The following is a 25,440-nucleotide window of genomic DNA, read 5'->3' on the forward strand; positions in this document are numbered from 1 at the left end:
CGGCGATGGGAACATCCTCCCCGCCGTCCTGATCCCCGACGGCGCGGGCAGGCGGGGCGCTCACCTCTGTCGGCGTACCGTCTCCTGCTGCGAGGAGCCGAGGCCGGGCGAGGCAGGCGCGGCGTTGCATCAAGCTGCGTGACCTGGAGGTTTCCCGGATCGGTCTCGGCGCGACGGGCATGTCCCACGGCTGCACCGGCTCCGGCACCGACGAGGCGGAGTCCGTGCGGACCCTGCACCGGGCGCTGGAGCTGGGCGTCACGTTCATCGACGCCGCAGAGAGCCCGTCCTGCGGGAGCGCTTCCGGCGCAACCTGCGTATCGCCGACGAGGTCCGGGCCGTCGCCGCGCAGGCCGCGCTCGCCTGGCTGCTCGCCCAGGGCGACGACATCGCTCCGATCCCGGGCACCAAGCGCGTGCACCGCGTCGAGGAGAACACCGCCTCCGATGCCGTCGAGCTGACCGCCGAGCAGCTGGCACGGCTCAGCAGCCTGCCGCCGGCCGCGGGCGAGACCCACACGGAGGCCGGACGGCGGATGCTCGAACGCTGACCCCGGCCCGCCGACCCGCCACCACGTCCATCCCCTGTTTGGAGCCCCCCTCCCCTGCGTGCAGCAGTGATGTCCGGAGCCGGAGACGTCCGCGTCGAGGACCGAACCGACCCGAAGATCGTTCAGTCCACGGACGCCGTCGTCCGCACCCTCGCCTCCCGCGTGTGCGGCAGCGACCTGTGGCCCTACCAGTCCATGCCCGCCACCGACACCGGCCGCCCCATGGGCCACGAATTCCTCGGCATCGTCGAGGAGACCGGCGCCGAGGTGACCGGACTGAAGGCCGGCGACCTGGTCGTCGCCCCATTCACCTACAGCGACGACACCTGCGACTCCTGCCAAAGGGGCCTGCAGATGTCCTCCCGCAACGGCGGACGGTACGGCTTCGACGGTGTCGACGGCGGCCAGGGCGAGGCGGTGCGCGTCCCGTACGCCGAGGGAACCCTGGTCAAGCTGCCGGTCGCCGCCGACTCGGAGCTGCTGCCGTCGCTGCTCGCGCTGTCGGACGTGATGACCACCGGCCACGACGGCGCCGTCACCGCCGGTGTGGGGCGCGGGGACACGGTGCTGGTCGTCGGGGACGGCGCGGTCGGACTGTGCGTGGTCATCGCCGCCACACGGCTGGGAGCCGAGCGGATCCTGCTCGCGGGCCGCCCTGCGGCGCGCACCGAGCTGGGCCGCGAATTCGGAGCCACCGACGTCGTCGCCGAGCGCGGCGAGGAAGGCACGGCCCGGGTCCGTGACCTGACCGGCGGCGTGCACAAGGTGATCGAGGCTGTCGGCACCCGGCAGGCACTGGACACCGCCCTGGGCGCAGTCCTGGACGGCGGCACCATCAGCCGCCTCGGTGTCCCGCAGTACGAACAGGGATCGATCGGCCCGGCCGAGTTCATGCGCAACATCACCCTGACCGGCGGCGCCAGCCCCGCCCGCGCCTACATCGGGCAACTGCTGCCCGGCGTCCTGGACGGCTCGATCACCCCCGGCCGCGTCTTCGACCGGGAATTCACCCTCGACCGTGCCCCGGACGCTTACCGGGGCATGGCCGACCGCCCGGTCCTCAAGGCCCTCATCCACCCCTGACCCTCGCACCGGACGAGCGAAGGACCACCGCACATGCATTGCGTCACCCTGAACAACGGCATCGAGATGCCGGTCCTCGGCTTCGGCGTCCGCCAGATCCCCGCCGGGGACGCCGAGCGTTCGACTTCCAGCTCACCGACGCCCGGATGGCCCGGATCGCAACCCTGGACACCGGCGGCTCGCTGTTCTTCGACCATCACGACCCCGAGCCATCCGCGTCCTGCCCACCTGCCTCAGGAACACTGGCTGGGCCCGTGCCGCACGGCCAGCAGGGCCACGTCGTCGTCGTTGTCCGGCGGGCGCGCCCGTGCCAGCAACTCGTCGGTGAAGGATTCCAGGGGGCGATGGGCCAAGGCCGCGGCGTGCCGGCGCAGGCGGTCCAGGCCCTCGTCCAGGGTGTGGCCCGGGGACTCGATCAGGCCGTCGGTGTAGAGGAGCAGGGTTGCCCCGGACGGCAGTTCCGCCGTCGCGTCGGGACGGACCTGCGCGGGTGTGACGCCCAGGAGGATCCCGTGGCCGTCGGTCAGATAGCGGGCCATGCCCTCGCGGGTGACCAGGAGCGGAGGTGGATGGCCCGCGTTGGTCCAGGACAGCTCGCACCGGCCGGCCGCGTTCTCACTCATGCGGGCGAATACCAGCGTGGCCATGGAGACCTCGGCGATGTCCAGGGTCGCCCGGTCGAGCCATTCCACGATCTTGCTCGGAGGCTTCTGCTGGGACACGGCGTACGCCCGGAGCATGTTCCGCAGCTGGGCCATGCCGGCCGCCGCGTCCAGGTCGTGGCCGACGACGTCGCCGATGGCGAGGGCGGTGGCGCCGTCCGGCAGGGTGAACGCGTCGTACCAGTCGCCGCCGACGTGAGAGGCGTCCGGCGCAGGCAGGTAGCGGGCGGTCATGGTGCGGCCGGGCGACCGCGGGAGCCTCGGCAGCAGATGGCGCTGCATGGTCTCGGCGACCTGGCGCTGCCGCTGGTAGAGGCGGGCGTTCTCCAAGGCGAGGCTGGCGCGTCGGGCAATGTCCTCCAGCAGGGCGGTGTCGGTCGCGGTGAACCGGTCGGGCTGGTCGGCGCGGCCGAGGGTGAGGGCACCCATGACGTCGTGCAGGCTGCGGAGGGGGACCATGATTGCCGAGTGCATGCCGGTCGCCTCGAACAGGCGCCGTTGCTCCACCGCGATGCCGGAGTCGGGCGGGCCCTGATAGGTCTCGGGGCCGGCGAAGGAGGACGCGACGCCGCGCAGGGCGCGGGACAGGGGCATCGGGGACTCTTGCGGCACCGGCGGCATGGGGCCCTGGAGGTCCTCCCGGAACTGCAGGGTGCCGCCTTCGGCATGGGCGACGGCGAAGCGCCACACTTCGTCCCGCTCGCCGATCAGGTCGATGACGGCCCAGTCGGCGATACGAGGCACCACGAGGTTGATCAGGCGGCGCAGCGCCTCGTGGATGTCCAGGGTGGAGGTGAGCAAGGTGGTCGTCTCGGCGAGCAGAGCTAGCCGTTCCAGTTCGGAGAGCCGTCCGCCGGCCGGTGGCCGCTGAGCGGGTCGCCCGGGGCGTTCTGCGGGGTGGAAGAGGACGAGCGTGACCGGCGGGCGGCCACCGATGTCACAGGGAGTGGCCAGCCATGCCACCGGCAACAGCGTGCCGTCTCCGCGCTCGAGCCACTCGTCCTCACCCTGCTCCGTGCGCCCGCCGAGGACGCTCTCCCGCATCCGGCACTGGGTTCTCGGCACGGGTTCCCCGCGGCTGGTGCGGTGCAGCAGGTCGTGGGCGTCCCGGCCGACCAGATCAGAGGCGGAGCGGGCCAGCAGTCGTTCGCCGCGCGGGTTGACGGCGACGATCACGCCCTGCTCGTCCGCCAGGTACGCACCCGTGCCGAGGGTGCCGAGGACCTTGACAACCGCTTCCCGCGGACCGTCCGGGCCCATCATCGCTGCCTCCCGTCACCGGAGAAGTCGCCTCGGTCATCCCTGCGATCCGGGTTCCCCCTGGGCCACAGGTGACCCTCGCGGCAAGCAGGAGCATCATCACCCCGGCTGCTGAGCTTGATCCGTCGGGGCGCCGGTGCGCAGGCAGGCACGCGCGTGTTCCGACGCCGGCGTCACCGCCGCGAGCAGGGGGCCGTACGTGTTCGAGTCCGCCCAGAGTCGTGGGTGCACGCTCCAGGAATCGATCCGGTGGGGGTGGGCGGCGGGTCGTCGACGACGGGGTGCAGCGAAATCGGCTTCGCTACGGTGCCGGCCGTGCTGCTGTTGGAGTCGCGACCCGGGACGGCGGGCCGTGACTGGTCGTGGGACCTGTGGGTGGACCGGCCGCAGGACGTACGCGGGACGGCCCTCAAAGGAAGCGGCAGGCGATGCCGGGAGGATCAGGCCACGTTCGCGAGCTTCTGGCGCACGACGATCGCGTTGAGCCGGACCGCGAACGGTGCGGTGTCGGTGAGGCTCAGGGTCTCCACACGGGCCTTGTCGTAGCTGACGGTGACGTCGGCGCAGAAGGCAACGGCGTACAGGTACGGGCCGGCTTCCTCGTCCTGGAGGGCGAAGAACAAATCGCGGTAGTAGCTCGTGTGGTCCGGCTCCTCCTCGTAGTAGGCCAGTCCCGGTTCGCCCTCCTGCGCCGCGAGGCCGGTGAAGGCATCCATGAGGTCGCGCTCGACGGTGTCCCAGAATGACGCCTGAGCCGCCTCGGGCGGGAGCGCCTGGCGGACCGCCTCCTTGAGGGAGAGCGCCATCACCAGGATCGGCGCCTCCTCCCGCAGCCCCCAACCGCGGACCATCTTGACGATGTCACTGTCGGGAAGCAGAGCGGCGGCATCGCGGATGTGACGGAAGTCGTAGTTGACGGTGGCGGGCGCGATCGCTTCCTGGAAGGCACGCCCCAGGGCCTCCGCTTGGGCGAGATGAGCCTCTTCCACCTGGGTGACTGTCCTGAAGCTGGCTGCCAACTCTCCTCCTTCAACATTTTGTTGCACTGGTGAGGCGTCAGTATGCCGTAGCGGTGCGCCACCGCCACCTGTGGGGCGTCTATGCGGCGGGCGCCGTGCGTGGCCGTCGGAAGACGAACCGGCAACGCTGGTCTCGGCATGCGTGGATGAGCCGCTGGGGGCCATGGCCGACCGCTACGCGCCGCCCGCTAGCATCCTGTCGCATGACGAGGCGGGGGCGGCGGCTGGTTGCCGTGGCAGGTGTGACGGTACTGGCGGCGATCTGCGCCTCCGGTCCAGAACGCCCGGAGGTCATCCGCACGGCGTCGGACCTCGGCCCCCTCCCGGCCGACCGCTACGACTTCACGTCGCAGGACTACCAGCGCTCGCAGCGGGCATCGGCGTTGCTGGTCCGTCAGTGCATGGCGGAGCGCGGCCACCCGGACTTCCCGCTCGACCCCCGCTATCCCAGTGACCCCGTCGTCGCCACCGCCGTCGGCACCGACTACGGCGCCCTGGACCTTGCCGCCGCCCGCCACTGGGGCTACGGCTGGGACCCGGCGAAGTCCCTGGCCCTGCGGCCGAAGGGTCGCCGGATGACCTACGCCGAGTATGCGGACCTGCCCGCCTGCAATGCCGAGGCGGGTCGGCGGCTGATGCGCGGCATCGACCTCAAGCGGGACTGGCTCTACGCGAGCACACGGACGATCGAGGTCGACAAGGCGGTCAAGCGCGACCCGCGCCTGCGCGCGGCCTGGGAGGTGTGGTCCCGCTGTGTGGCAGAACAAGGATTCACCCGCTATCCCGACCCCGTCGCGGCGTACACGGACGATGCCTGGCAGCGGAAGAGTGACGGCAACACCCGGCATTCGCAGCGGGAGCGGGCCACCGCCGTCGCGGACGTCACCTGCAAGCGCCGCCACCATACGGCCGAACTCTGGCACGCTGTACGGGCGCAGAAGCAGGCAGTGGACATCACACAGCACCGCGACCGCTACGCCGCCGGGCTGCAGGCGCTGCGGACGTACCGAGCCAACATCGCCGAGGTGCTGCGGAACCTCGGCTAGCTGGGCGCCGGCGCGGCGGGCAGCACTGGGCCGTGCCCGATGGGTGGTCTAATCGCATGGGCGTCGACGCAGCGTGGGGCGATGATGTGCGGGTGTTCTACGAAGACCTCAGCGAGTACACCTACCACGACGTGGACGCGTTCGGGGACAGGGAGTCGTTCCACGAGTTCTGGTACCGCCCGCAGTACATCCGCCTGAACGTCGGATGGCTGGAAGCCGGCAAGCCGTACTCGACAGGGCCTGCTCCCACGGGCTTCGTGGAGAAGTTGCAGGCCATCCAGCAGGTCCAGTGGATGAACGTCTGCCTCGGCGTCCACGAGTGCGACCTGTGTCCTGAGGCGGAGGCCCCGGAAGGGAACGGGGAGATACGGATCCCGGGCGAGTTCGGCATCGCCTACGCCGCCCCGTACCTGATCACGCACTACATCACCGTTCACCGCTACCGGCCGCCTCAGGTTTTCATCGATGCCGTTCTCGCCGTCGATCTCGGCGCGTGGGCTGCCGCACGATGGCCCGACGTGCCATTCCCGTGGGTCCCGGAAGACGCCGAACGCCTGCTGGAGTAGGGGCAGGAAAGAGGTGCCCGGTAGTCCCGGGCACCTCTGACACCGTGTCGGACGCGTAGTTGGTCACATAGACCCGGCTGACGGGCTCGGGGTGAGTGGGATCGGCTACGGCCGGTGCCGTCGACGGTGATGCCGGGCGTGGGGGGCTCGGGGGTGGTGGGGTTCATCGACGGTAGGCCGTGGCGGCGATTGCAGGCAGGAGGGCGAGGGAGAGGATGCCGCCGGTGAGGGCGAGCGTGGGGTAACTGGTGGTGGCGACCATCAGGCCTGAGGTGATGCCGCCGGTGGCTCCGGCGATGGCGATGGAGACATCGACCAGGCCCTGGGTCCTGGCGCGGGTGGCGAGCGGGACGGTGTCAGTGATGATCGCGGTGCCGGAGACGAGGCCGAAGTTCCAGCCGAGGCCGAGCAGGGCGAGGGCGAGCGCGAGCAGGGCGACGGAGTCGTCGGGGGCTGCGGCGGCGAGGATGCCGGCGGCGAGCAGGGTGAGTCCGGAGGTTCCGGCGATCTTCATGCGGCCGTAGCGGTCGACGAGCCAGCCGGTCAGCGGTGAGGGCAGGTACATGGCACCGATGTGGACGGCGATGACGAGGCCGGAGGCGGCGGTGCCGTGGCCGTGGTCGCGCATGTGGACCGGCGTCATGGTCATGATCGCGACCATGACGAGCTGGGTGAGGACCATGACCAGTGCACCGCGGACGACGCCTGCGCGGCCGTCCGTCGTGTCGGCGACCTCGGCGTCGGACGCACGCGTGGTGGGGTCGGCTTCCTTGGCCCGGGCGAGGGCGCGGGCCAGGAGCAGGGGGTCGGGTCGCAGACAGAGGGCGAGGACGAGGGCGGCCAGTGCGTAGGCGGCGCCGGAGAGGAGGAAGGGCCCGGCGAGGTTCGGGATGCCGAGGTGTTCGGCGAAGGTGCCGGTGGGGGCGGCGAGGTTGGGTCCGGCGACGCCGCCGAGGGTGGTGGCGACCAGGACGGTGGAGACGGCCCGTGCGCGGTGGCCGGGTGCGGCGGAGTCGGCTCCGGCGTAGCGGGCCTGGAGGTTGGTGGCGGTGCCGGCGCCGTAGACGAACAGGGCGATGAACAGCAGGACCGGGTTGCTCAGGACGGCGGCGGTGATGACGCCGGCTGAGCCGATGGCGCCGGTGAGGTATCCGATGGCGAGGCCCGGTCGGCGCCCTCGAGCGTGGGAGATGCGGCCGACGACGACGGCGGCCAGCGCGGATCCACCCGTGAACAGGGCGCTGGGCAGCCCGGCGAGACTCGTGGAGCCGAGCATGTCCTGGGCAAGGAGGGCTCCGACCGTGACGCCGGCTGCGAGTCCCGCGCCGCTGAGGACCTGGGAGGCGACCAGGACGCGCAGGATGCGGCGTTGCGCCTGGTCGGGGTCGGATATGTGGACGGTCGTGCCGGCGGATGCGGTGCTGGTCATCTTCTCTCCCGGAGCTGGCGTGGTGGCGCACCGACCCGGGCTCACCTCGGTCGGTTGTGGGCCGGTGGGCGTGGGGTGGTTCGTCAGCCGGCGTCGAGGGCTTGGGCGAGGTCGGCGATGAGGTCGTCGGCGTCTTCGAGGCCGACGGACAGACGGATCACGCTGTCGGCGTTGCCGCGCTCGGCGCTTTCGGCGCGTTCGGCGGGGGCGAGGCCGTGGTGGATGGTGGTGATCGGCTGGGTGATCAGGGATTGGAGGGCGCCGGCCGGGGGCGATGGCGAACAGCCGCAGCCGGTCCACGCCCGCGGCCGTCCGGCCGGCGGTGGCGTCGAGGACGGTCCAGTACCTGCGGCAGGCTGCCGGCTTCGTCGGTGTGCAGGAACGGGCGGTGATGCCGGACTGGGGCAGGTGGTCGCCGAGCGGTGCGAAGGTACCGTCGTAGACCTGGCGCATGTGGAGTGGTGGTGGCGCGGAGCGTGGACGGCGCCTTCGGCGTCACGGTGTTCGCCGGCATGGACGCTGCGGGTGGACAGTGCGTGTTCGGTGGTCCGGGTCATGCCTCTCCTGCTCATCGTCGGCTCCTGCACTTCGGGCCGGCCGGCCCGGTCACTGCGTCGCAGCCGCCCGGATGAGGGACGTTGCCGCTGTCTCGATGTCGCCTTGGGTGGTCCAGCGGCCCAGGGACAGCCGCAAGGCGCCGAGCGCGCGGGCCGGGTCGAGGCCCATGGCGGTCAGTACTGGGGACGGGGTGTGGGCGCCGCTGTGGCAGGCGGAGCCGGTGGAGGCCGCGATCTGGTCGGCGGCGGCGAGGAGTTCGTGACCGAGAACGCCGTCGACGCTGACGTTGAGGGTGTTCGGCAGGCGCTGCTCGTCGGGACCGTTGAGGTGGACGCGGCCGGGCAGCGCTGCGGCCAGCCGCTGGTGGAGGTCGTCGCGCAGGGCCGCGACGCGGGCCGGGGTGCCGGCGGCGAGTTCGGCGGCCGCGAGCCGGGCGGCGGCGCCCAGAGCGACGGCCAGGGCGACGTTCTCGGTGCCTGCGCGGAGGCCGTGTTCCTGGCCGCCGCCGTAGACGACCGGCTCCAGTTTCACGCCGTCTCGCACGTACAGCGCGGCCGTGCCCTTCGGCGCGTACATCTTGTGCCCCACGATCGTGAGCAGGTCGATGCCCAGGGTGTTCACGTCGAGGGGGATCTTCCCCGCCGCTTGGGCGGCGTCGCAGTGGAAGAGCGCTCCGTACTCGTGGGTGAGGCGGGCGAGTTCGGCGACGGGCTGGAGAGCGCCCGTCTCGTTGTTGGCGGCCATCACCGACACCAGCACCGTGTCGTCGGTGATGGCGGCGGCCAGGGCGGCGGGCTCTACGAGTCCGTCCCGGTCGACGGGCAGGACCGTCAGCCGCACGCCGTGCAGCCGTGCCAGCGCGCGGGCGGTCTCCAGCACAGCCGGGTGCTCCGTGGCCTGGGTGATCAGGTGGCGGTGCGTACGGCCGGAGGACAGGGCCGCGCCGCGCAACGCGAGGAGATCCGCTTCGGATCCGGAGGCGGTGAACACGATCTCGTCGGGCTCGGCGCCGATCAGACCGGCCACTTCGGCGCGGGCCTCGGCCAGCGCCTGGCGGGGCAAGTCAGCGTAGGGGTGGCTGCTGGAGGGGTTGCCGAAGAAGTCGGTGAGGTACGGGGCCATCGCCTGCGTGACGCGTGGGTCGACCGGGGTGGTCGCGTTGTAGTCGAGGTAGACCGGCCCGCCGGCCAGTCCCGGGTGCGGCGGGAGGTCGCCGCCCGGGCCCATCACGTCAGCTCCGAGGCGTCGACGGGCAGCTCCGCCAGGCGCCACTCCAGCATGCCGTCGTCGAGACGGATCGCCCGGCGCCCGCGGTCGGTCAGCAGCCGCACCGCGTCGTGGGCGAGGACGCAGTACTCGCCGCGGCAGTAGACGACGATCTCCAGGTCCTCGGGCAGTTCGTTGATCCGCTCGGCCAGTTCCTCGACCGGGATGGAGAGCGCGCCGGGAATGTGCCCGGCCTGGTACTCCCCCACCGGCCGCACGTCGAGCACGACGACGTCCCCGGCGGCGATCCGGGCCCGCAGCTCGTCACGGCTGAGTTCTGGAGCGGTGGCCTCGCCGAGATAGGCGTCACGGGCGGCGGGGACAGCGGCCTGATGGGCTTCGGCGACCTTGCGCAGCAGCGCGAAGAGCTGGGCAACGTCGTCACCGGCGAGCCGGTAGTGGATGCGCACGCCCTCCCGGCGGGTGGCGACGAAACCAGCTTGCTTGAGGGTCTGCAGGTGCGCCGACGCGGTGGTCAGGTTCAGTCCGGCCGCCCTCGCGAGCGCGTCGACGGTGCGCTCGCCCTGAGCCAGCAGATCCAGCAGTTCCAGGCGTTTTCCGCTGGCCAGGGCTTTGCCGCTGGCCGCGAACGCGTCGTACAGCCGCGCTTTCGTCCCGCTCGTCGTGCTCTCCGGCACGGCATCCTCCATAAATCCATGGATTATTGTAAGTGAGCCTGGCGGAGATGACCATCGCAACGGCCTGACGCCGGGCACATCCGGCGATCACGCCGCCGAAGCTCACTTGTCAGAGCATGTGCCGCCGCCGGTCCGTCCCATACCCTCGTGCACGGAGACGCCATGTGATGCCATGTGCGTCCACCATGAGGAGGAGCTGGTGTTCGGAAGAGGCACTCGGTTGCTCGCGGGCGCCATGACCGCGGCCTGCATGATGCTGTTCATCGGCCCCAGCGCACCGAGCAGTGCCCTCATCGCCAAGCCGCTGCCGGTCGACGCCGTCAAGGACGTCGTACCGAACCGGGTCATGACGTGGAACATCTGCAACCCCTGTGGTCGAAGCGGATACAACCTCGGCCGGGCTGCGGAGATCGCCACGTATGCGCCCCAGGTCGTCGGCCTGCAAGAAGCGTGCGTGCGTGACGTCGAGAAGATCCGGGATGATCTGGAGAACTTCTATGGGCTGGTCTACCACGTCGAGTACGGCACGGTTCTCCGAAGCTGGAGCCGCTGCGGGGGATTGCCGTGGCGCCCGGGGGCCTTCGGTCAGGCAATCCTGTCGGCGGCACCGATGACAGACCGCATGGACGTGGAGTACCCCGACGGCGGATCCGAAGACCGTGGGTACATGGCGGTCACCACCATGGTGGGCGGCCGGCCCGTCCGCGTCTTCAACACCCACCTCGCCCAACGACGTCAAGAAGCGATCCGGGCCGACCAGATCGACGTACTCGCCGCAGAAGTCGCCCGGCATGACCGCGCGATCGTCCTCGGCGACTTCAATACCGTGCCGGGCGCTTCCGAACTCGGTGGGATCTGGGCACTGGCCGCGGACACGGACCCCCAGTGCCGCCCCTCGCTCGTCGGCGCCTGCGAGCCGACCACCGACTGGCACAGCAAGTTCGACTACGTCTTTCTGCGGGGCATCGCCCCCCTCTCGCACCGGGTGCATCCCAGCCCGTACTCGGACCACCACCTGTTGCACACCGACCTGGACCCAACCTAAAGGGTGTTACCCAGGCCCGTGATCTGGTCGTCTCCAGCCGCTCACCGCACCCGGGCGGGGAAGAGGTCGCTGAACAGGGCCATGCCGATGCCGCCGCCGTGGGCATTCAGGACCTGGGCAGTCTCGGCGAGAACCCGCTCGCGCCGGTCGGAGGGCAGGACGCGATAGCGCGAGAGCGAGGCCAGAAACCCCACGTAGTGGTCGGTGTCGTAGTACTGATCCTGCCGATACCGCACGGCACGCAGATCCGTGAAGCGGCCGTCGCGGCGGCACTCGTCCTCGGGCCAGCCGGGCTGACCGGCCCAGCTCCCGGGTACCTCGCCGTAGGAGGACGCCGGCTCACTGTGTGGTGCACCGGCAATCCCGTGGCGGCGGTCGGCCTCGGCCAGGGCAGCGTGCACTCCCCGTCGCGGACGCCCTGCGGGTTCAAGAACAAGGCCAGCGCGCCGCCCGGCGCAAGGGCAGCGTGCACCAGGTCCCAACGCCGCTCCGGATCCGTCCAATGCCAGGACGTAGCGGCGAAGACCAGCCCGAAGCCGCGGCCGAACGGCTGCCAGTCCTCGAAAGCGCCGACATGAACCCGCACCCCTGGGTAGTGCTCGGTGTTGCGGCGCAGCACCTCCGCCATACGCGGGTCGGGCTCGAGGCACACCAGCGGCGTGCCCACGGCCGCGAACGGCACCGTCGCCTTGCCGGTCCCCGCTCCGACCTCCACCGCCGTACGGTCGCCCAAGGCCGCGTACGCCAACACCTCCGGAACCAGAGCGTCCGAATATCCCGGGCGAGCGGCATCGTAGAGTTCGGCCACCTCACCGAACACCTGACTGCGTGCCATGTCGACCTCACCCTGCACGGTCATCCGCCTCCCCGATCGGCAAGCGGCCAACGTAGGGGGCCGGCGAAGGCCGCGTCCACCTGCAACATCCCCCGACCACACGTGATCACGAGGTCACACTGGAGTGTTGGGCCGTAATTCAAGGCTGCCGCCACCTCCGCGAGGTGTTTCACCGTGGTCCGCCCACCTCACCTGTCGGTTTGCCGCGGGTGACTTCCTTGATTCCGACGCCGGCCGTCTCCGGCCCATGCCGTGTCGCGACCGCCCTGTCATCGCTGTGTCCGGACGCGCAGGGCCTGGACGGACCAGTCCAACACCGGAGCCAGACTCTCCGGGGCCGGCCAACCGTTGACGACTGCGAGGAGCCGTAGGTACCGCTCCCTGCGGGGGTCGTTCACGCGCGCCAGCCGAGTCGACAGTCGGCGATGAAGTTCTGCGTCGTCGGGGCGGCCGAGGAGGGCCGCGTAGTGCGCCGTGCACGCTGCGACGATCGGATCCGCGTGGGGTGAGGCCGGCTCGATTCCAGCCGTCAGGGCCGGGCCGACCTGGTCACGGACGAACGCGGCGATGTCACGGCGTGGTCCCGTCGAGTCGCTTTGCGTCTGCTCGGCTGCCTGGTCATCGGCCATTCGCCGCATACTGGCGCGGAAATCAGGGTCCAGGGAGAGTTCGGCCAACTCCACCCAGGCGCGCACTTGTTCCGCCTCGGGGTTGTCGGGCAGCTCGGGGGTCATCGAGCGCAGGATCCCCGCGAACGCAGGTGCGGCGTCACGACCACCGAAGACGGCTTCGACGAATTCGCCGATCAGACGTCGGCGTTCGTCCTCGGAGAGCTGGGCCAACTGGTGCATGAGTTCTGTCTCCTCCGGGGTGGACCCGCGCTCGGCGACCGCTGTCAACACCGCGCGCCGCAGGAGCAGGACGCGGATCTGCACCGCCAGCGCTTCGGCGTGCGCCGCGGCGGCCTCCGGAAGCGAGAGTTCCCGGTCCATGATCTTGCGGATCGCAGGAAGGTCGATTCCCAGTTCGCGCAGAGTCCGCACGAGTTCAAGGCGCGCGAGGGCGGCAGTGTCGTAGAGCCGGTAGCCGGCCGGGCTGCGTTCTGTCGGCGCCACGATTCCGCGGTCGGAGTAGAACCGAATGGTCTTGACCGTGAGACCGGTTCGCCGAGCGAGTTCACCGATCGAGTAGAGCGTGTCGCCGTCCATGCCTCCACCTTTGCGTCTCCCCCTACTGGAGACTCAACCCACGATGCCTGCCGGTAGCAACCACCCCCTCGCCCACAAACCTGAAGCGCGTCCACTTCCTGGCCCCAGGAGCGCGTCGTGTCCGGGCACCGCCGTCGCGGTGCGGTGTACTCGACGGGCATGCCCGACCCCGGTGGCGCCCCAACTGCGTTCGGCCGCGAGCGCGAGCATCGCTGGGACCAGGGTCGCGAGCAGCGCCGCGTGCGTGGATGTCCGTCAGACCGGCGGCCACGGTGATCCGCCGGGTGGCGGACAACTGGGTCAAGACCTGATCGCCCTAGCCTCAGTGCGCGAAGTCGGGAGCCTTCTCTGTGGGCAGCGTGCGCATTGATCGAAGCGGTGACAGCAAGTTGGGGAGGACGCTCAGCGTCATACCGGCGGCACCGATCCACAAGGTGCCCGTCGCTCCGAGCGCAGAGCCCGAGGCTCCCCCCAAAAGGCCACCGAGGGGAATGCCACCCCAGGCCACGAACCGAGCCGTTGCACTCATCCGGCCCAGAAGCCGGTCCGGTGTCAGGGCCTGTTGGACGCTTGACTGAGCCACAACGCGGACGACTCCGCCCAGCGAAAGAGCCGCGAGCCCGATCGCAGCCACGTACACGCTCCAGCCTGGTCGCGCCAGCGGCATGAGGGCGGTCAGCGGGCAGGTGACCAGGGAGGCGAGCCACATGACCGGGCCTTGCCCGACCCGTTTCGAGAATGCTGTTGCCGACAGAGCGCCCAGCAAGGCACCACATCCCATTCCTGACAGAATGAGGCCGATACCAGAGGGCTCAAGACCTATCTCCCGCTCAAGGAAGACCAGCAACATGGTCTGATACATGACCAGGAAGAGATTGAATACGGCGTCTCCCAGCATGATGGCACGCAGGGTGGGGTGTGTGAGGACGAACTGCAATCCATCCTTTATTTCGCGTCCCAGCTGCGGACGTTCACTCGATTCCGGCTTGTGTTCGCGTGTGCGGATCGTGCTCGCGAGCAGCCCCGACATAGCCATCCCGACCGAACTCGCCACAAGCGTCGCAGGCGCTCCGACCAGGCCGACCAGCGGCCCTGCCACCGTCGGCCCGCTGATACTGGTCACCGAGCGTATCGCCGACAGTTTTGAGTTCCCCTCCACGAGATTGCCGCGCCCCACCAGGTGTGGAAGACAGCTGACGTACGCGACGTCGAAGAAAACCGTCAACACTCCGTGGGCCAAGGCGACTGCGTAGAGCCACCAGATGGTGAGAAAGTCTCCCCACCACGCCGTTGGTATCGTCAAGAGGACCAGTGCGCGAGCGAGATCAGTGCTGATCATCACCGATCGCTTCCGCATGCGGTCCACCCACGCCCCTGCCGGCAGCCCGACCAAGAGGGATCCTGCCGTAGTCATCGCGGCCAGCAATCCGACCTGGAACTCGTCGGCGTGCAATGCCGTGAGGGCGACCAGAGGCAGCGCCAGAAAAATGATGCGGTCGCCCAGCTGGCCGAGCGCGGTGGCGGCAAACAGTCGCCCGAAGTCTCGATCGCGCAAGAGGCCGAGCCGGAATAACTTTGACATTCGACACCTACAGTAAATTACAGTCGATTACGGTCGAATTTGCGATGACCTTCTGACGACTTCAACGACTACGGACGGTCGACTCCGAACTCGTAGACCACTTCCCGGCACGCGTCCGGAATGACCATGTCAGCCGTTTCCACCGGACGTCCGTTCGTGTCGTAGATTGTCCGCTCGATCTGAAGCACCAGGTCCCCCGCGTTGATCCCCAGGAGATTCGCCTGTGCCTGGGTGGCACGAGCCGGACGTGGCACCTCCACCACACGGGAGACGACCACACCGATGGAGCGCATGCGCTCGACCACACCCTTTCCCGCCAGGGGACCCATCTCGGGAAGCACGATCGGTGTTCCGTCCGTGATAGCCATCGGCTCCCAGGATTCGGACAGCTGGACGGGCTGCCCGTCGGCGAGAAACTCGTAATGCGTAGTGACACAGAGGTCCTGCGGACGGATGGCAAGCCGCTCGGCGACGGCCTCGGGGGCGGGAACGCGCACCTGACTGTGTGCATCCCAGGCGTCGGCCCTGCCCCGCTCCCTCCGGTCCGACCAGGGAAGAGAGCCTTCCCGGCGTTCGCGATGCCGTGAGCGGACCAGCCGCAGGCGCTCACGTGGCGTGCGGACGTAGGTACCCGAGCCGGCGCGTCCTTCGAGAAGACCGTCGATGATCAGACGATCCATGGCCCTTTGCACGACGTTGCGCCCGACCCCGTAGTCCTCGGCGAGCCGTGCCCGGGACGGCAGGCGCTGCCCGACCCCCCACTCCCCCGCGAGAATCCGTGCGCGCAGCGCGTCGGCCACGGCGAGGTACGGAGCCTCTCGGGGCATGGGTGATCCTCCGGTTGTCCTGCTCTGCGGCAGCTGGTCGTTCACAGGGGGCGTTGGCAAGTTACTGCACCCGAGAAAATCTGCTGGAGTAGAAATACGCTGCGCGCTCATGCGCCTGCGCAAAACCGTGGCGCCTGACCGCACAGCTGTCTGTCGGAACTGAAGACGGGGTGGCTCTGCCGGGGCCATCCCCGGACGCGCGGGGAGCACCTGGGCTCCGACGGTCCACCGACCAGGACTCGCCCGGCCGGATGGCGCAGCCGGGCGGCGCGGCGTCCCAAGCGACGAGCGGAAGATCGCCGCGCACGGCCGGTGAGCGGCGAGCAAGGAACTCGACGACGTGGCGCGGGACGTCGAGCGTGGCAGCATTGGTCATCAGCTTGAAGCCACTGGTGGTTATGGACGTGATCTTGTGCAGGATCTCGATTCGGCAGTCGTACTCGTCACGGGTGTCATGGCATCCGGGAAGTCCACCGTCGCACAACTGCTGGCCGAGCGTCTCCCGCGCTCCGTGCACCTGCGCGGCGACGGGTTCCGGCGGATGATCGTGTCCGGTCGTGAGGAGTTCACGCCGCAGCCGACCGCTGAGGCCACGGCGCAGTTGCGACTGCGCTACCGGGCCACAGCGGCAGTAGCAGACCTGTACGCGCAGGCGGGATGGACCGTTGTCGTCCAAGACGTCGTCCTCGGCGGGCACCTCGCCCCCTACCTCGACGCCGTTACGACCAGGCCCCTGTACCTGGTCGTCCTTGCCCCCGCACCCGAAGCGGTCGCGGCACGTGAGGCCGACCGCCCCAAGAACGGCTATAGCGACCCCTGGACAGTCGACATCCTCGACGACGCCCTACGCCAGGGGACCCCGCGCCGCGGGCTGTGGCTGGACACGTCGCACCAGACGCCGGACCAAACCGTGGACCAGATCCTCGCCGGCCTCACCACAGCCCGCATCGCCGGCTGAGACAACCCATAAGAAGATCGCTGAGAATCTCGCGGTGGACCGCCAACGCCGGTTCCCCGGGCCGGGCTTCTGCTGCTCCTCGACTCGACGATCACTTCAGTCGGCTTCCAGAGCATCAGCGCGCCGCGTCAGCTCTGCTGCGATGTCGTCCCAGTCCGGTCCGTGCAGCCACAGGTTTTGCGCAGCCTCACGCAGGATCGCCGGCTCGTCCGGCCGCTGCAGAAGCACGAGACGGTAGGCGAGGTTGCGGATCCACACCGGGAGCCGGCCGTCGACCACGTGCGGGCAAAGCTCACGCAGCATCGAGAGGATCGCGTCCGCATCAGCGAACGTCAGCTCTTCGACGAAATAGTGCTCGCGGTGCTCCTGACCGCACTCCGGCGTCGGACGGTACTCATCCCCGTACAGACACCGGGCGTGCTCGGTCAGCGTGTCGTGCATGCGCTGCAGCCTATGGCGTCATGATGCGCCGGACAGGCCCTGGGAGCGACGGCGGCATGTCACCAAGGGATCGCGTGCGCTCGCGGAAAAGAGATCATGAACCAGACGACCAGGGGGAGAAGAACGAGCAGGACGATCCCTGCCAGGACTTTCGCCCACGCGGCGGTCTTACCTCTGCTCTCGGTCGGCATGGCCATGAACCCCGTCTACGGCGCGATAGATGCTCGAGTGTATGCCCTGGTACCCGAGACGGCAGCGGAGCAGTGACGTCGAGTGGGCGGTGGCCCTGGGAACTGACGGCTCACCAGGCTTCATCGCCGGCCGCGAGCCGGGCTGAGGGCGCGCCTGGAGCGGTGCGGGTCCGATCCGGTCGCCGGCCCCTCCGCGGGCTTCGCCCCCGGTGATGAGGAAGTCATCCGGTTGGCGTAGCGAGGGAACGATTCGACGGGTGACATCGACGGGCAGGCGGCGGATGAGACCTCCACGACCCGTGATCATGGGCGCGCGGCCGGGCGACCGACCTTCCCGGCAGCAGTCTTCCTTTCCCGGCTTTCCCCGGCCCTCCACGAGGAGTTCGTCGTGCGTGTCCGTCCTCTGCTGACCAGTACCTTCACCTCCGCCGCCCTCGCACTCGCCTTCATCGGTGCCGGCGCCGTCACCGCGACCCCGGCGGCCGCCGATCCGTGCGGCTTCTACGAGACCGGATCCGACGCCTTCTACCACCACTGCACCAGCGACGGCTCCAACGTGGTGATCAAGGTCGAGGTGGCCTGGGGGCCGGACTACGAGCGGTGCGTGGGCCCGGGCAGGTCCTGGCTGGGTGGCGCCGACAGGATCCAAGGCGCCCACTACACGGGCCGTACCTGCTGACGGGTATCGCTGCTCACTCCCGTGATCGACCGGGGGCGCCCCCGTCGTCGGGGACGGCCCCGGTCCGCGGCAGTCGCCTGGCAGCAGGCGCCTACTCGAAGAACTTGAGGCTCCAGCCGGTGTCGGTGTTGGGGCCGGGGGCGTTGGCGCGGCTGTAGGTCGTGTTGCCCCACCAGCAGAACGAGCCGGTGTACCAGTACCGGTTCTCCCATGAGTACGGCGTCCCCTTGGGTACCGCGTGGAACATCAGGCGGGACTTCGGGCCGGCGGGCGGGCTGGTGCCGATGTCGCCGTCGAGCAGCACGAAGCTGTGGTGGCCGGGGCCGTCGACGTACAGCGTCGGGTCCCAGCCGGCCATCGCGGTGGCGCGGTTGGAGCCGAAGAGGCAGCCGTTGGACTGGTACCAGTCCCATACGTACGTCGGGTCGCCGCCGGGTCGGAGTCTGAGGTCGGCCAGGCAGTACCGGTCGCTCCAGCTGCCGTTGGCGGAGTACACGATGTGCAGTCGGCCGTTGGGGCCTTGATGGCCTCGGGAGCCTCGTTGATGAACGGGTTGCCGACCACCCGCTCCCGGCTCTCGCGTGGTGGGGAGATGATGTACCGCGCGCCGTCGGCGTGGTCGGGCTGCTCATCCGGGCCATGTAGAGGTTCTGCTCGACGTTGGTGTCGCCGGCCCAGCCGGACCAGACGAACCAGCGCTGCCCGTTGAAGGTGAACAGCGTGCCGTCGATGGCCCACTTGTCGTCCGGGAGGGCCAGCTTCGTCTCGGCGGTGTATCCGCTGTCCGGGCCGGCGGAGCTGATCTCGTACATCCGGTGTGCGGATCCGCGGCCCGCCGAGAAGTAGATGTGGTAGCGGCCGCCGTCCCGCACGATCTCCGGGGCCCAGACCTCGCCGAGGTTGCGGGTGTCCGACCAGACCTGCCGGGCGGGCGCCGAGGCCAGAGCCGCCGTCGACGCGGCCTGCCGCACGGCGATGCCTCCCCCGGTCGACTGCACCGAGAGGTACGTGCCGCCGACGCGGAGCACGCTCGGGTCGGCGGCTCTGAGGCCGGTCTGCTCCGCCTGAGCGGGTTCGGCGGACGACAAGGAGAGCACCGCTGCGAGGACGCCCGACAGCGCGCAGGCGGCGGCACCGGTGAGCCGACGAGCAAGCTTCATGGTCCCGTCCGTGGTCGGCCTCCGCTTCGGCGCCCGGCCGACGGAGGGGATGGCGTCCCGACTTCCACGCCACGCTTTTACATCGATGCAAGAACGTACCCACTCAGCATCGTGAGCAGCCCGGGACATGTCAATGTCAGGGAGCGAAGACATGCCGAACCGCCCGCACGGGCCAGGCCGTTCGCGGGCGCCGTGGCGCCGCGGCCATAGGGATCCGCCTCGCCACTCCCCCACGACGGTTCGGTCCAAGAGCGTGCGCGAGGTCTGGACAGTCGGCGAGCGGCGTGTTGTCATGCCGCTGCGCACAAGATTTCCAACGTTGGAAGAACCGGTTTCTTCGGAATCCGGTTTCCCCTGCCCACCGACGTACCGCCCTGAGCCGAGCAGACGGCATGACGCATCGCCCGGCGCCACTGGCTGCGTCCACCGGCTGCGTCGGGACGCACGCGGCATCCGCCGCGGGCACCCGGACCGACGCAGCCCGACTGGTCCCATCGCCCTCTGCGCAAGGAAGGATCCGATGACAAGCAGAAGGATGACGAGACGGCGTACCCGCCCACGAACGAGGGTGTGGACGCTGCTGACCGCCGCTGTTCTGATGCTGCCCACGAGTGGGCTGCTGTCCACGGCCTCGGCCGCGGAACAGGCCGGCGGCACGGTCTCCCGCGCCGCCGACAAGGCCGCGGTCGAGGTGCACGGCCTGAAGGGCGAGTACTTCAGCATGTCGGCGCCCGGTGCCCGGGACTTCGCCCGACTCGGCGGCACGCTGCTCGATCCGCAGATCAACTTCTCCGGGCTGACCAGCACCTTCCAGGAACTGACCGGCAAGACGGAACACACGACGGCTCGCTGGACCGGCCGTATCGAGGCACCGGCGACCGGTGACTACACCTTCTACGCCATCGGCGACAACGGCTTCCGGCTCTTCATCGACGGCAAGCCGGTCATCGACCACTGGGTGGGCGACTGGGACTCGGAGCAGACCAGCGCCGCGGTCCGGCTCACCGCCGGCGAGAAGCACGACTTCCGCCTGGAGATGTTCCAGGACACCGGCGGGGCCAACATGTTCCTGCGCTGGTCGACCCCGACGATGCCCAAGCAGCTCGTGCCGGAGTCGGCGTTCACACCGCCGGACGGCTTCGAGGTCTACCCGGTCGAGCTGACCGTCCCCGCGGACGGGCGACGGCTGCGGGCCCGGTTCGAGGACCGGGTGAGCGACTACGCGGCGGTCGAGGAGCACCTGAAGATCGAGGCGGACACGACCGCCATGCCGATCACATCGGTCGCGGTCGACCCGGGTGACCGCAACTCCCTGCTCGTCACCCTGGCGGAGCCGGTCCAAAAGGGTCAGCAGGTCCGGGTCACCTACGACGGTGAAGGCGGCCTCAAGGCCGGAACCGAGACCGTTCCGAAGATCGTCCGGTCCGCGCAGAACAGCTCCGGCCACCGGCTCACCACCAAGTGGGGCGACCAGCTCGACAAGAGCCACCCGCTGCCGGAATACCCCCGCCCGCAGCAGGTGCGGGCCACGTGGAAGAACCTCAACGGCCCCTGGCAGTTCAGTGCCGCCCAGGCGGGTGAGCAGCCTCGGTTCGGCAAGGATCTCGACCAGAAGATCATCGTGCCGTTCCCGGTCGAGTCCCAGCTCTCCGGGCTGGAGCGGCACGAGGACCACATGTTCTACCGCAAGCTCGTCGAGGTGCCGAAGAACTGGAAGGTCGGCCGGGACGGCAAGGGCAACCGGCTGAAGCTCAACTTCGGCGCCGTCGACTACCAGGCCCGGGTCTGGGTCAACGGCAAGCAGGTCACCGAACACACCGGCGGCTACACCGGTTTCACCGCCGACATCACCGACGCGCTCAAGGGCACCGGCCCGCAGGAGATCGTGGTCGCGGTCACCGACACCGGCGGCGCGAACCAGCCTATGGGCAAGCAGTCCACCAATCCGGGCGGCATCTTCTACACCCAGTCGTCGGGCATCTGGCAGACGGTGTGGATGGAGCCGGTCGCCGCCGCGTCCATCGATAACGTTGTCAGCACGCCGGACATCGACACGGGCAGCCTGGCGGTGACCGTCGAGTCCGACGACGCCTCTTCGAAGGCCCGGGTCGAGGCGGTCGCCCGTGACGCCCGCGGCAAGGTCGTCGGCACGGTCAGCGGGCCGGCCAACAAGCAACTGCGCCTGCCCGTGGCGAAGCAGCACCTGTGGAGTCCGGACGATCCCTACCTCTACGACCTCGACGTCAAGCTCACCGACGGCAGGTCGAGCGACAAGGTCGGCAGCTACTTCGGCATGCGGAAGGTGGGCATCGAGAAGATCGGGGGCTTCCCGAAGCTGGTGCTCAACGGAAAGCCGATCTTCTCCCTCGCCACCCTGGACCAGGGCTTCTGGCCCGACGGGCTGTACACCGCGCCCAGCGACGAGGCTCTCGCGTTCGATCTGAAGGCGCACAAGAAGCTGGGCTTCAACGCCGTCCGCAAGCACATCAAGGTGGAGTCGCCGCGCTGGTTCTACCACGCGGACCGGCTCGGTCTGCTGGTCTGGCAGGACTTCGTCTCCGGCAACATCACCGACGGGACCGGGCAGAAGGCCTTCGTCGACCAGGGCAGGGAGATGATGCGTCAGCATCACGACTCGCCCTCCGTGATCGGCTGGATCGTCTTCAACGAAGGCTGGGGCGAGTGGGACCGCGAGGCGACCGGCCGTATCGCCGAGTCCGTCAAGGCCACCGACCCCTCCCGTGTCGTCAACGCCCACACCGGTGTCAACTGCTGCAACTCCAAGGGCGACTCCGGCAAGGGCGACATCGTCGACCACCACGACTACGCCAACACCGACCCGGCCTTCCCCGACGGGAACCGGGCCGCCATGGACGGCGAACACGGAGGCTTCACCCTGCGCACCCCGGGCCACATGTGGCCGGGCGCCCCGACGGTGATCTACAGCGGTGTCGCCGACAAGGAGGCACTGACCCGCAAGTACGTCGAGAACACCGAGAAGTACTACCTCGACCAGGCCGGCGCCGAACTCTCCGGTTCGGTGTACACGCAGATCACCGACCTGGAGAACGAACTCAACGGGCTCTACACCTACGACCGCCGGGAGATCAAGGTCGACCCGGTCAAGGTCCGCGAGATCAACGAGAAGGTCATCGCAGCCGGTGCCGCCGCGGGCGAACGGAGCGACCTGCAAGGCGGCGGGCACTGGGCCCTCGACGAGGGTACGGGCAGCACCGCGAAGGACGACGGCCCGAACGGCAGGCCTCTGACCCTCGCCGAGGGCACGACCTGGGCGCCGGGTGTCAGCGGCAGCGCGCTGAAGTTCGACGGTCAGGGACAGTACGCCGAGACCGCCGGCCCGGTGCTCGACACCACCGGCAGCTACTCCGTCTCCGCCTGGGTGACACTCGACTCGCTTCCCGGCAACTACGCCACCGCGGTCAGCCAGGACACCCGGCGCCAGGCCAGCCCGTTCTATCTGCAGTACGGGCACGGCGCGTTCGCCTTCAGCACCCCCGGCGAGAAGCGCGCCCGGGTGGAGGTCACGCCCGAACCGGGCCGCTGGTACCACCTCGTCGGTGTGCGTGACGGTGCCGGCAACGAGATCAGGCTGTATGTCGACGGCGAGTTGGCCGCGACCTCGGCGGGCGGGCCCGCCTACGGGAGCACCGGTTCGCTGGCCGTCGGCCGCGCCCGGTGGGACGGCGTGAACACCGACTTCTGGGACGGCGCGGTGGACGAGGTCCACGCCTACGACAAGGCGCTCACCGCCGAGGAGGTGAGCAGCCTCTACAGCGAGGAGCGGCCGTAGCACGCGGTGACGTCGACGGTCCCGGCGGGAGGGGAAGGACATCCCGCCGGGACCGCGTTCTTGTCCGGGCTCGGTCAGGCCCGGCATCCGGTGGTGAAGCCGCTCACGGTCAGCCCGGCAGAACGCGCTGCGGGCGTCCGTGTACCGGGACAGCCTGCCGTCCGCGAACCACGTCGAGCCGGGCGGGAAGTCGAAGGTTCCGTCGGTGATGCCGTCCCAGCCGTAGCGGAAGTCGAGGTCGATGTAGGTGACGGTGGTGATGACGCCGGACAGGTCGTAGGTGCCGGACATGTCGGGGATCGGTCCCCGGTAGCCGAGCGGCCCGAAGAGCCGCTGGTTCCACAGGGCGCCGCGGACCGGTTCGAGGCCGCTGGTGTCGCCGCCGTCGGCGGTGAAGTTCACTGGGCAAGGTGCCCTCGCCGCCACCGAGTACCTCATCCAGCTCGGGCACCGCCGCATCGCCCACCTCGCCGGCCCCCGCCAGTTGCCGTGCAGCCGCGCCCGCGCGGACGGTTCCGCGCGACGATGGAGGCCGCCGGGTGCCGGTGCCCGAAGGGGCGGTCCGGTACGGACTTCAGCGACACCTCGGGCCACGCCGAGATGGGGGCGCTGCTGGACGAGGCGCGGCGGTCCGGCGGTGCGCTGCCCACGGCCGTCTTCGCCGCAAGCGACCTCCAGGCCTTCGGGGCCTAGGGTGCCCTGCGCGAGCGCGGACTGCGCATCCCGGACGACATCAGCGTGGTCGGTTTCGACGACGTACCGGTGACCCGCTGGAGCGACCCGGCGCTCACCACGGTCCGCCAGCCGCTGCAGGAGACGGCCGCGATGGCGGCCGGCACGCTCCTGCGGCTCATCGACGGGCAGGACGTGAACCCGCCCCGCGTCGAACTCGCCACCCGGCTGGTGGTCCGGGGCAGCACGGCGGCGCCGGTGGAGGCCACGGGCGCCGGGTGAGGCTGCTGCCGCAGTGGTCCGGGCCGTGTGCGCCGGGCAGGCCGGGCCACGGTCGCCGAGCGGTCCCGGCCCGAGTCGTCGGGCAGGCCGGGCCATGGTCGCCGGGTGGCGGGCGCGCCGCCCGGCCCCTCAGGTCACCGCGCGGGGCTCACCACCGATGGCGGGCTTCCCTCGGACCCGGGGGCGGTCCGCTCCGCCCCGTGCGAAGCACCGTCCGCCCGTCCCGGCCCTTCGGTGGTGAAGGCGGTGGCGAGCAGGGCGAGGGCGACCGTGTACGTCATCATGACCAGCACGCCGCGCCCGGTGAAGTCGAGCCCAGCGGCTCCCAGTCCGACGAGCAGGTCGGAGACGAGGAACACCAGCCCGCCCCAGGTCGCCCCGCGCCCCAGCACCCGCACGGTCAGCGCCATGGTGACGAGGGCCGCCGCGTAGACGGCCACCGCGGCCCCGAGGACCGGCCCCAGCGCGGGAGCGAGAGCCGCGACGGCGGCGGCCCACAGGGCGAGGTGGACGGCGCACAGCGGACGGCGGCGGCGCAGGTGGCGCAGGGCGCCCGCGCGGAGGAAGGCCGCCGTCCAGCACAGTTGGGCGCCCAGGAAGAATCCGAGTCCGACGGCGAAGGCCACCCGGCCGGGCAGCATCAGGGCCACGTCCCCGGCCGTGGCGAGGCCGAGACCCGCCAGGACGGGAACGTGCCGCGTGCCGGTCCGGCGCCACAGGTACGCGGCCAGCACGGGCGCCAGCAGAGGCTTGGCGATCCACTCCAGAGGCGGCCATCCGGCCGCCACACCGGCCACGTCGAGAACGGCCAGCGCCGCGAAGGCGACGATCAGCGGCGGCACGTCAGCCCTCCGCCCCGGGCGTCCAGCCGGGCGGCCCGAACAGGTAACCGGCACGGTCCCGCCAGCGCCGGGCCGCGCGGACGTCGCGCCAGGCGGCGGCGAACTCATGGAAGGCGACCCGCACCGGATGGTAGGTGCCGATGTTCTTCGTCAGGCCGTACTCCACGCGCTCGCCCTCGGGTTCGAAGGTACGGAAGAGCCGGTCCCACACGATGAGGATGCCGCCGTAATTGCGGTCCAGGTACACGTAGTTGGAGCCGTGGTGGACGCGGTGGTGGGAGGGCGTGTTGAAGACCCATTCCACCGGCCGCCACAGCTTGTCCACGCGCTCGGTGTGCAGGAAGAACTGGTAGACGAGGCTGACGGCCTGCTGGATGAGGATCATCCACGGCGGGATGCCGAGCAGTGCCAGGGGCAGCCAGAACGGCAGGCCCGTCATCGGCGTCCAGCTCTGGCGCAGGGCGGTGGAGAGGTTGAAGCGGACGCTGGAGTGGTGGACCACATGGCTCGCCCAGAGCACCCGCACCCGGTGGTGGGCGCGGTGGAAGGCGTAGTACGCCAGGTCGTCGGCGAAGAAGAGCAGCACCCACGTCCACGCGGAGGAGGACGACAGGTGCCAGGGGGCGACGGTGAACAGGCCCGCGTACAGCAGGATCGTCGCCGCCTTCCACGGCACCGCGACGACCTGGCTTCCCGCGCCCATCGACATGCTGGTCACGGTGTCGCGCAGTTCGTAGCCGCGTTCGTCGTCGTCGGGAAGGAAGCGGTAGGACAGTGCCTCGACGACGACCAGGAGCACGAACGCCGGTATCGCGTAGACCACGGCCGGG

The 25,440-nt window shown here is 69.9% G+C and carries 22 protein-coding genes and 3 pseudogenes; 10 read left to right on the forward strand and 15 right to left on the reverse strand.

Annotation, left to right across the window (positions count from 1 at the left end; translation table 11 throughout):
* Positions 1-295 precede the first annotated feature (295 nt).
* Positions 296-550, forward strand: a pseudogene (locus ACZ5CW_RS19110) (aldo/keto reductase); the annotation flags it as partial.
* A gap of 69 nt (positions 551-619) precedes the next feature.
* The gene (locus ACZ5CW_RS19115) at positions 620-1,633 is read left to right on the forward strand and encodes an alcohol dehydrogenase catalytic domain-containing protein (protein ID WP_468602726.1); all 1,014 of its coding nucleotides are present in this window, start codon (positions 620-622) and stop codon (positions 1,631-1,633) included.
* Between the two features lie 233 nt (positions 1,634-1,866).
* Here the strand turns inward: ACZ5CW_RS19115 and ACZ5CW_RS19120 are convergent, their stop codons facing one another.
* Positions 1,867-3,558, reverse strand: a complete 1,692-nt coding sequence (locus ACZ5CW_RS19120) for a PP2C family protein-serine/threonine phosphatase (protein ID WP_468602728.1) — start codon at positions 3,556-3,558, stop codon at positions 1,867-1,869.
* 437 nt (positions 3,559-3,995) lie between these two features.
* Positions 3,996-4,574 (reverse strand): Type-2Aa cytolytic delta-endotoxin, encoded by a 579-nt coding sequence (locus ACZ5CW_RS19125; RefSeq protein ID WP_468602730.1) that lies wholly within the window; start codon positions 4,572-4,574, stop codon positions 3,996-3,998.
* A 203-nt stretch (positions 4,575-4,777) separates the two neighbouring features.
* On the opposite strand from ACZ5CW_RS19125, the gene ACZ5CW_RS19130 reads away from it, so the two are divergent.
* Complete coding sequence (locus ACZ5CW_RS19130; protein WP_468602732.1) at positions 4,778-5,620, forward strand: hypothetical protein; 843 nt, start codon at positions 4,778-4,780, stop codon at positions 5,618-5,620.
* Positions 5,621-5,676: 56 nt separating this feature from the next.
* The gene (locus ACZ5CW_RS19135; protein WP_468602734.1) at positions 5,677-6,186 is read left to right on the forward strand and encodes a DUF7919 family protein; all 510 of its coding nucleotides are present in this window, start codon (positions 5,677-5,679) and stop codon (positions 6,184-6,186) included.
* Positions 6,187-6,349: 163 nt separating this feature from the next.
* Here ACZ5CW_RS19135 and ACZ5CW_RS19140 read toward each other — a convergent pair whose 3' ends face one another.
* The 4 genes from ACZ5CW_RS19140 to ACZ5CW_RS19155 all read right to left on the reverse strand — a co-directional run bounded on the left by ACZ5CW_RS19140 (position 6,350) and on the right by ACZ5CW_RS19155 (position 10,077).
* Positions 6,350-7,615 (reverse strand): MFS transporter, encoded by a 1,266-nt coding sequence (locus ACZ5CW_RS19140; RefSeq protein ID WP_468602736.1) that lies wholly within the window; start codon positions 7,613-7,615, stop codon positions 6,350-6,352.
* Between the two features lie 83 nt (positions 7,616-7,698).
* Positions 7,699-8,187, reverse strand: a complete 489-nt coding sequence (locus ACZ5CW_RS19145) for a PLP-dependent transferase (RefSeq protein WP_468602738.1) — start codon at positions 8,185-8,187, stop codon at positions 7,699-7,701.
* 34 nt (positions 8,188-8,221) lie between these two features.
* On the reverse strand, positions 8,222-9,400 hold the full coding sequence (locus ACZ5CW_RS19150; protein ID WP_468602967.1) for a cysteine desulfurase family protein: 1,179 nt from the start codon (positions 9,398-9,400) through the stop codon (positions 8,222-8,224).
* Complete coding sequence (locus tag ACZ5CW_RS19155; RefSeq protein ID WP_468602740.1) at positions 9,400-10,077, reverse strand: ArsR/SmtB family transcription factor; 678 nt, start codon at positions 10,075-10,077, stop codon at positions 9,400-9,402. The genes ACZ5CW_RS19150 and ACZ5CW_RS19155 overlap by 1 nt, the downstream gene beginning before the upstream one ends.
* Before the next feature lie 235 nt (positions 10,078-10,312).
* On the opposite strand from ACZ5CW_RS19155, the gene ACZ5CW_RS19160 reads away from it, so the two are divergent.
* Positions 10,313-11,122 carry an endonuclease/exonuclease/phosphatase family protein gene (locus ACZ5CW_RS19160; protein WP_468602969.1) on the forward strand — a complete coding sequence of 270 codons (810 nt, stop codon included), beginning with the start codon at positions 10,313-10,315 and terminating at the stop codon, positions 11,120-11,122.
* 41 nt (positions 11,123-11,163) lie between these two features.
* Here the strand turns inward: ACZ5CW_RS19160 and ACZ5CW_RS19165 are convergent, their stop codons facing one another.
* From ACZ5CW_RS19165 to ACZ5CW_RS19185, 5 genes and pseudogenes are all read right to left on the reverse strand, one after another.
* Complete coding sequence (locus ACZ5CW_RS19165) at positions 11,164-11,523, reverse strand: hypothetical protein (RefSeq protein WP_468602978.1); 360 nt, start codon at positions 11,521-11,523, stop codon at positions 11,164-11,166.
* A gap of 47 nt (positions 11,524-11,570) precedes the next feature.
* A pseudogene (locus tag ACZ5CW_RS19170) lies at positions 11,571-11,981 on the reverse strand (class I SAM-dependent methyltransferase); the annotation flags it as partial.
* 245 nt (positions 11,982-12,226) lie between these two features.
* A complete protein-coding gene (locus ACZ5CW_RS19175; RefSeq protein WP_468602742.1) occupies positions 12,227-13,165 on the reverse strand; it encodes a MerR family transcriptional regulator in 939 nt (312 codons plus the stop codon).
* A gap of 322 nt (positions 13,166-13,487) precedes the next feature.
* The gene (locus ACZ5CW_RS19180) at positions 13,488-14,747 is read right to left on the reverse strand and encodes an MFS transporter (protein WP_468602744.1); all 1,260 of its coding nucleotides are present in this window, start codon (positions 14,745-14,747) and stop codon (positions 13,488-13,490) included.
* A gap of 68 nt (positions 14,748-14,815) precedes the next feature.
* Complete coding sequence (locus tag ACZ5CW_RS19185; protein ID WP_468602746.1) at positions 14,816-15,574, reverse strand: GntR family transcriptional regulator; 759 nt, start codon at positions 15,572-15,574, stop codon at positions 14,816-14,818.
* Positions 15,575-15,986: 412 nt separating this feature from the next.
* Here ACZ5CW_RS19185 and ACZ5CW_RS19190 point away from each other — a divergent pair, with 412 nt between their 5' ends.
* Entirely contained in the window at positions 15,987-16,532 is a 546-nt protein-coding gene (locus ACZ5CW_RS19190; protein WP_468602748.1) for an AAA family ATPase, read from the forward strand.
* Positions 16,533-16,628: 96 nt separating this feature from the next.
* On the opposite strand, the gene ACZ5CW_RS19195 is transcribed toward ACZ5CW_RS19190, so the two are convergent.
* Complete coding sequence (locus tag ACZ5CW_RS19195; protein WP_468602750.1) at positions 16,629-16,973, reverse strand: hypothetical protein; 345 nt, start codon at positions 16,971-16,973, stop codon at positions 16,629-16,631.
* A gap of 579 nt (positions 16,974-17,552) precedes the next feature.
* Between ACZ5CW_RS19195 and ACZ5CW_RS19200 the strand changes: the two genes are divergently transcribed.
* Positions 17,553-17,843 carry a DUF6355 family natural product biosynthesis protein gene (locus ACZ5CW_RS19200; protein ID WP_468602751.1) on the forward strand — a complete coding sequence of 97 codons (291 nt, stop codon included), beginning with the start codon at positions 17,553-17,555 and terminating at the stop codon, positions 17,841-17,843.
* A gap of 91 nt (positions 17,844-17,934) precedes the next feature.
* Here ACZ5CW_RS19200 and ACZ5CW_RS19205 read toward each other — a convergent pair.
* Positions 17,935-19,003 (reverse strand): annotated as a pseudogene (locus ACZ5CW_RS19205) (glycoside hydrolase family 43 protein).
* 535 nt (positions 19,004-19,538) lie between these two features.
* On the opposite strand from ACZ5CW_RS19205, the gene ACZ5CW_RS19210 reads away from it, so the two are divergent.
* From ACZ5CW_RS19210 to ACZ5CW_RS19220, 3 genes are all read left to right on the forward strand, one after another.
* Positions 19,539-22,814: a LamG-like jellyroll fold domain-containing protein gene (locus ACZ5CW_RS19210; RefSeq protein ID WP_468602753.1), complete on the forward strand. Its 3,276-nt coding sequence runs from the start codon at positions 19,539-19,541 to the stop codon at positions 22,812-22,814.
* A 525-nt stretch (positions 22,815-23,339) separates the two neighbouring features.
* A complete protein-coding gene (locus ACZ5CW_RS19215) occupies positions 23,340-23,507 on the forward strand; it encodes a hypothetical protein (RefSeq protein ID WP_468602755.1) in 168 nt (55 codons plus the stop codon).
* 45 nt (positions 23,508-23,552) lie between these two features.
* Positions 23,553-23,768 (forward strand): substrate-binding domain-containing protein, encoded by a 216-nt coding sequence (locus tag ACZ5CW_RS19220; protein WP_468602757.1) that lies wholly within the window; start codon positions 23,553-23,555, stop codon positions 23,766-23,768.
* Positions 23,769-23,902: 134 nt separating this feature from the next.
* Here the strand turns inward: ACZ5CW_RS19220 and ACZ5CW_RS19225 are convergent, their stop codons facing one another.
* Together ACZ5CW_RS19225 and ACZ5CW_RS19230 are read right to left on the reverse strand one after the other, a co-directional pair.
* Positions 23,903-24,610, reverse strand: a complete 708-nt coding sequence (locus ACZ5CW_RS19225; protein ID WP_468602759.1) for a lysoplasmalogenase family protein — start codon at positions 24,608-24,610, stop codon at positions 23,903-23,905.
* A gap of 1 nt (position 24,611) precedes the next feature.
* Positions 24,612-25,433, reverse strand: coding sequence for a sterol desaturase family protein (locus tag ACZ5CW_RS19230; RefSeq protein WP_468602761.1), 822 nt, complete (start codon positions 25,431-25,433; stop codon positions 24,612-24,614).
* Positions 25,434-25,440: the final 7 nt, after the last annotated feature.

The organism is Streptomyces sp. NPDC031379 (assembly GCF_055569615.1).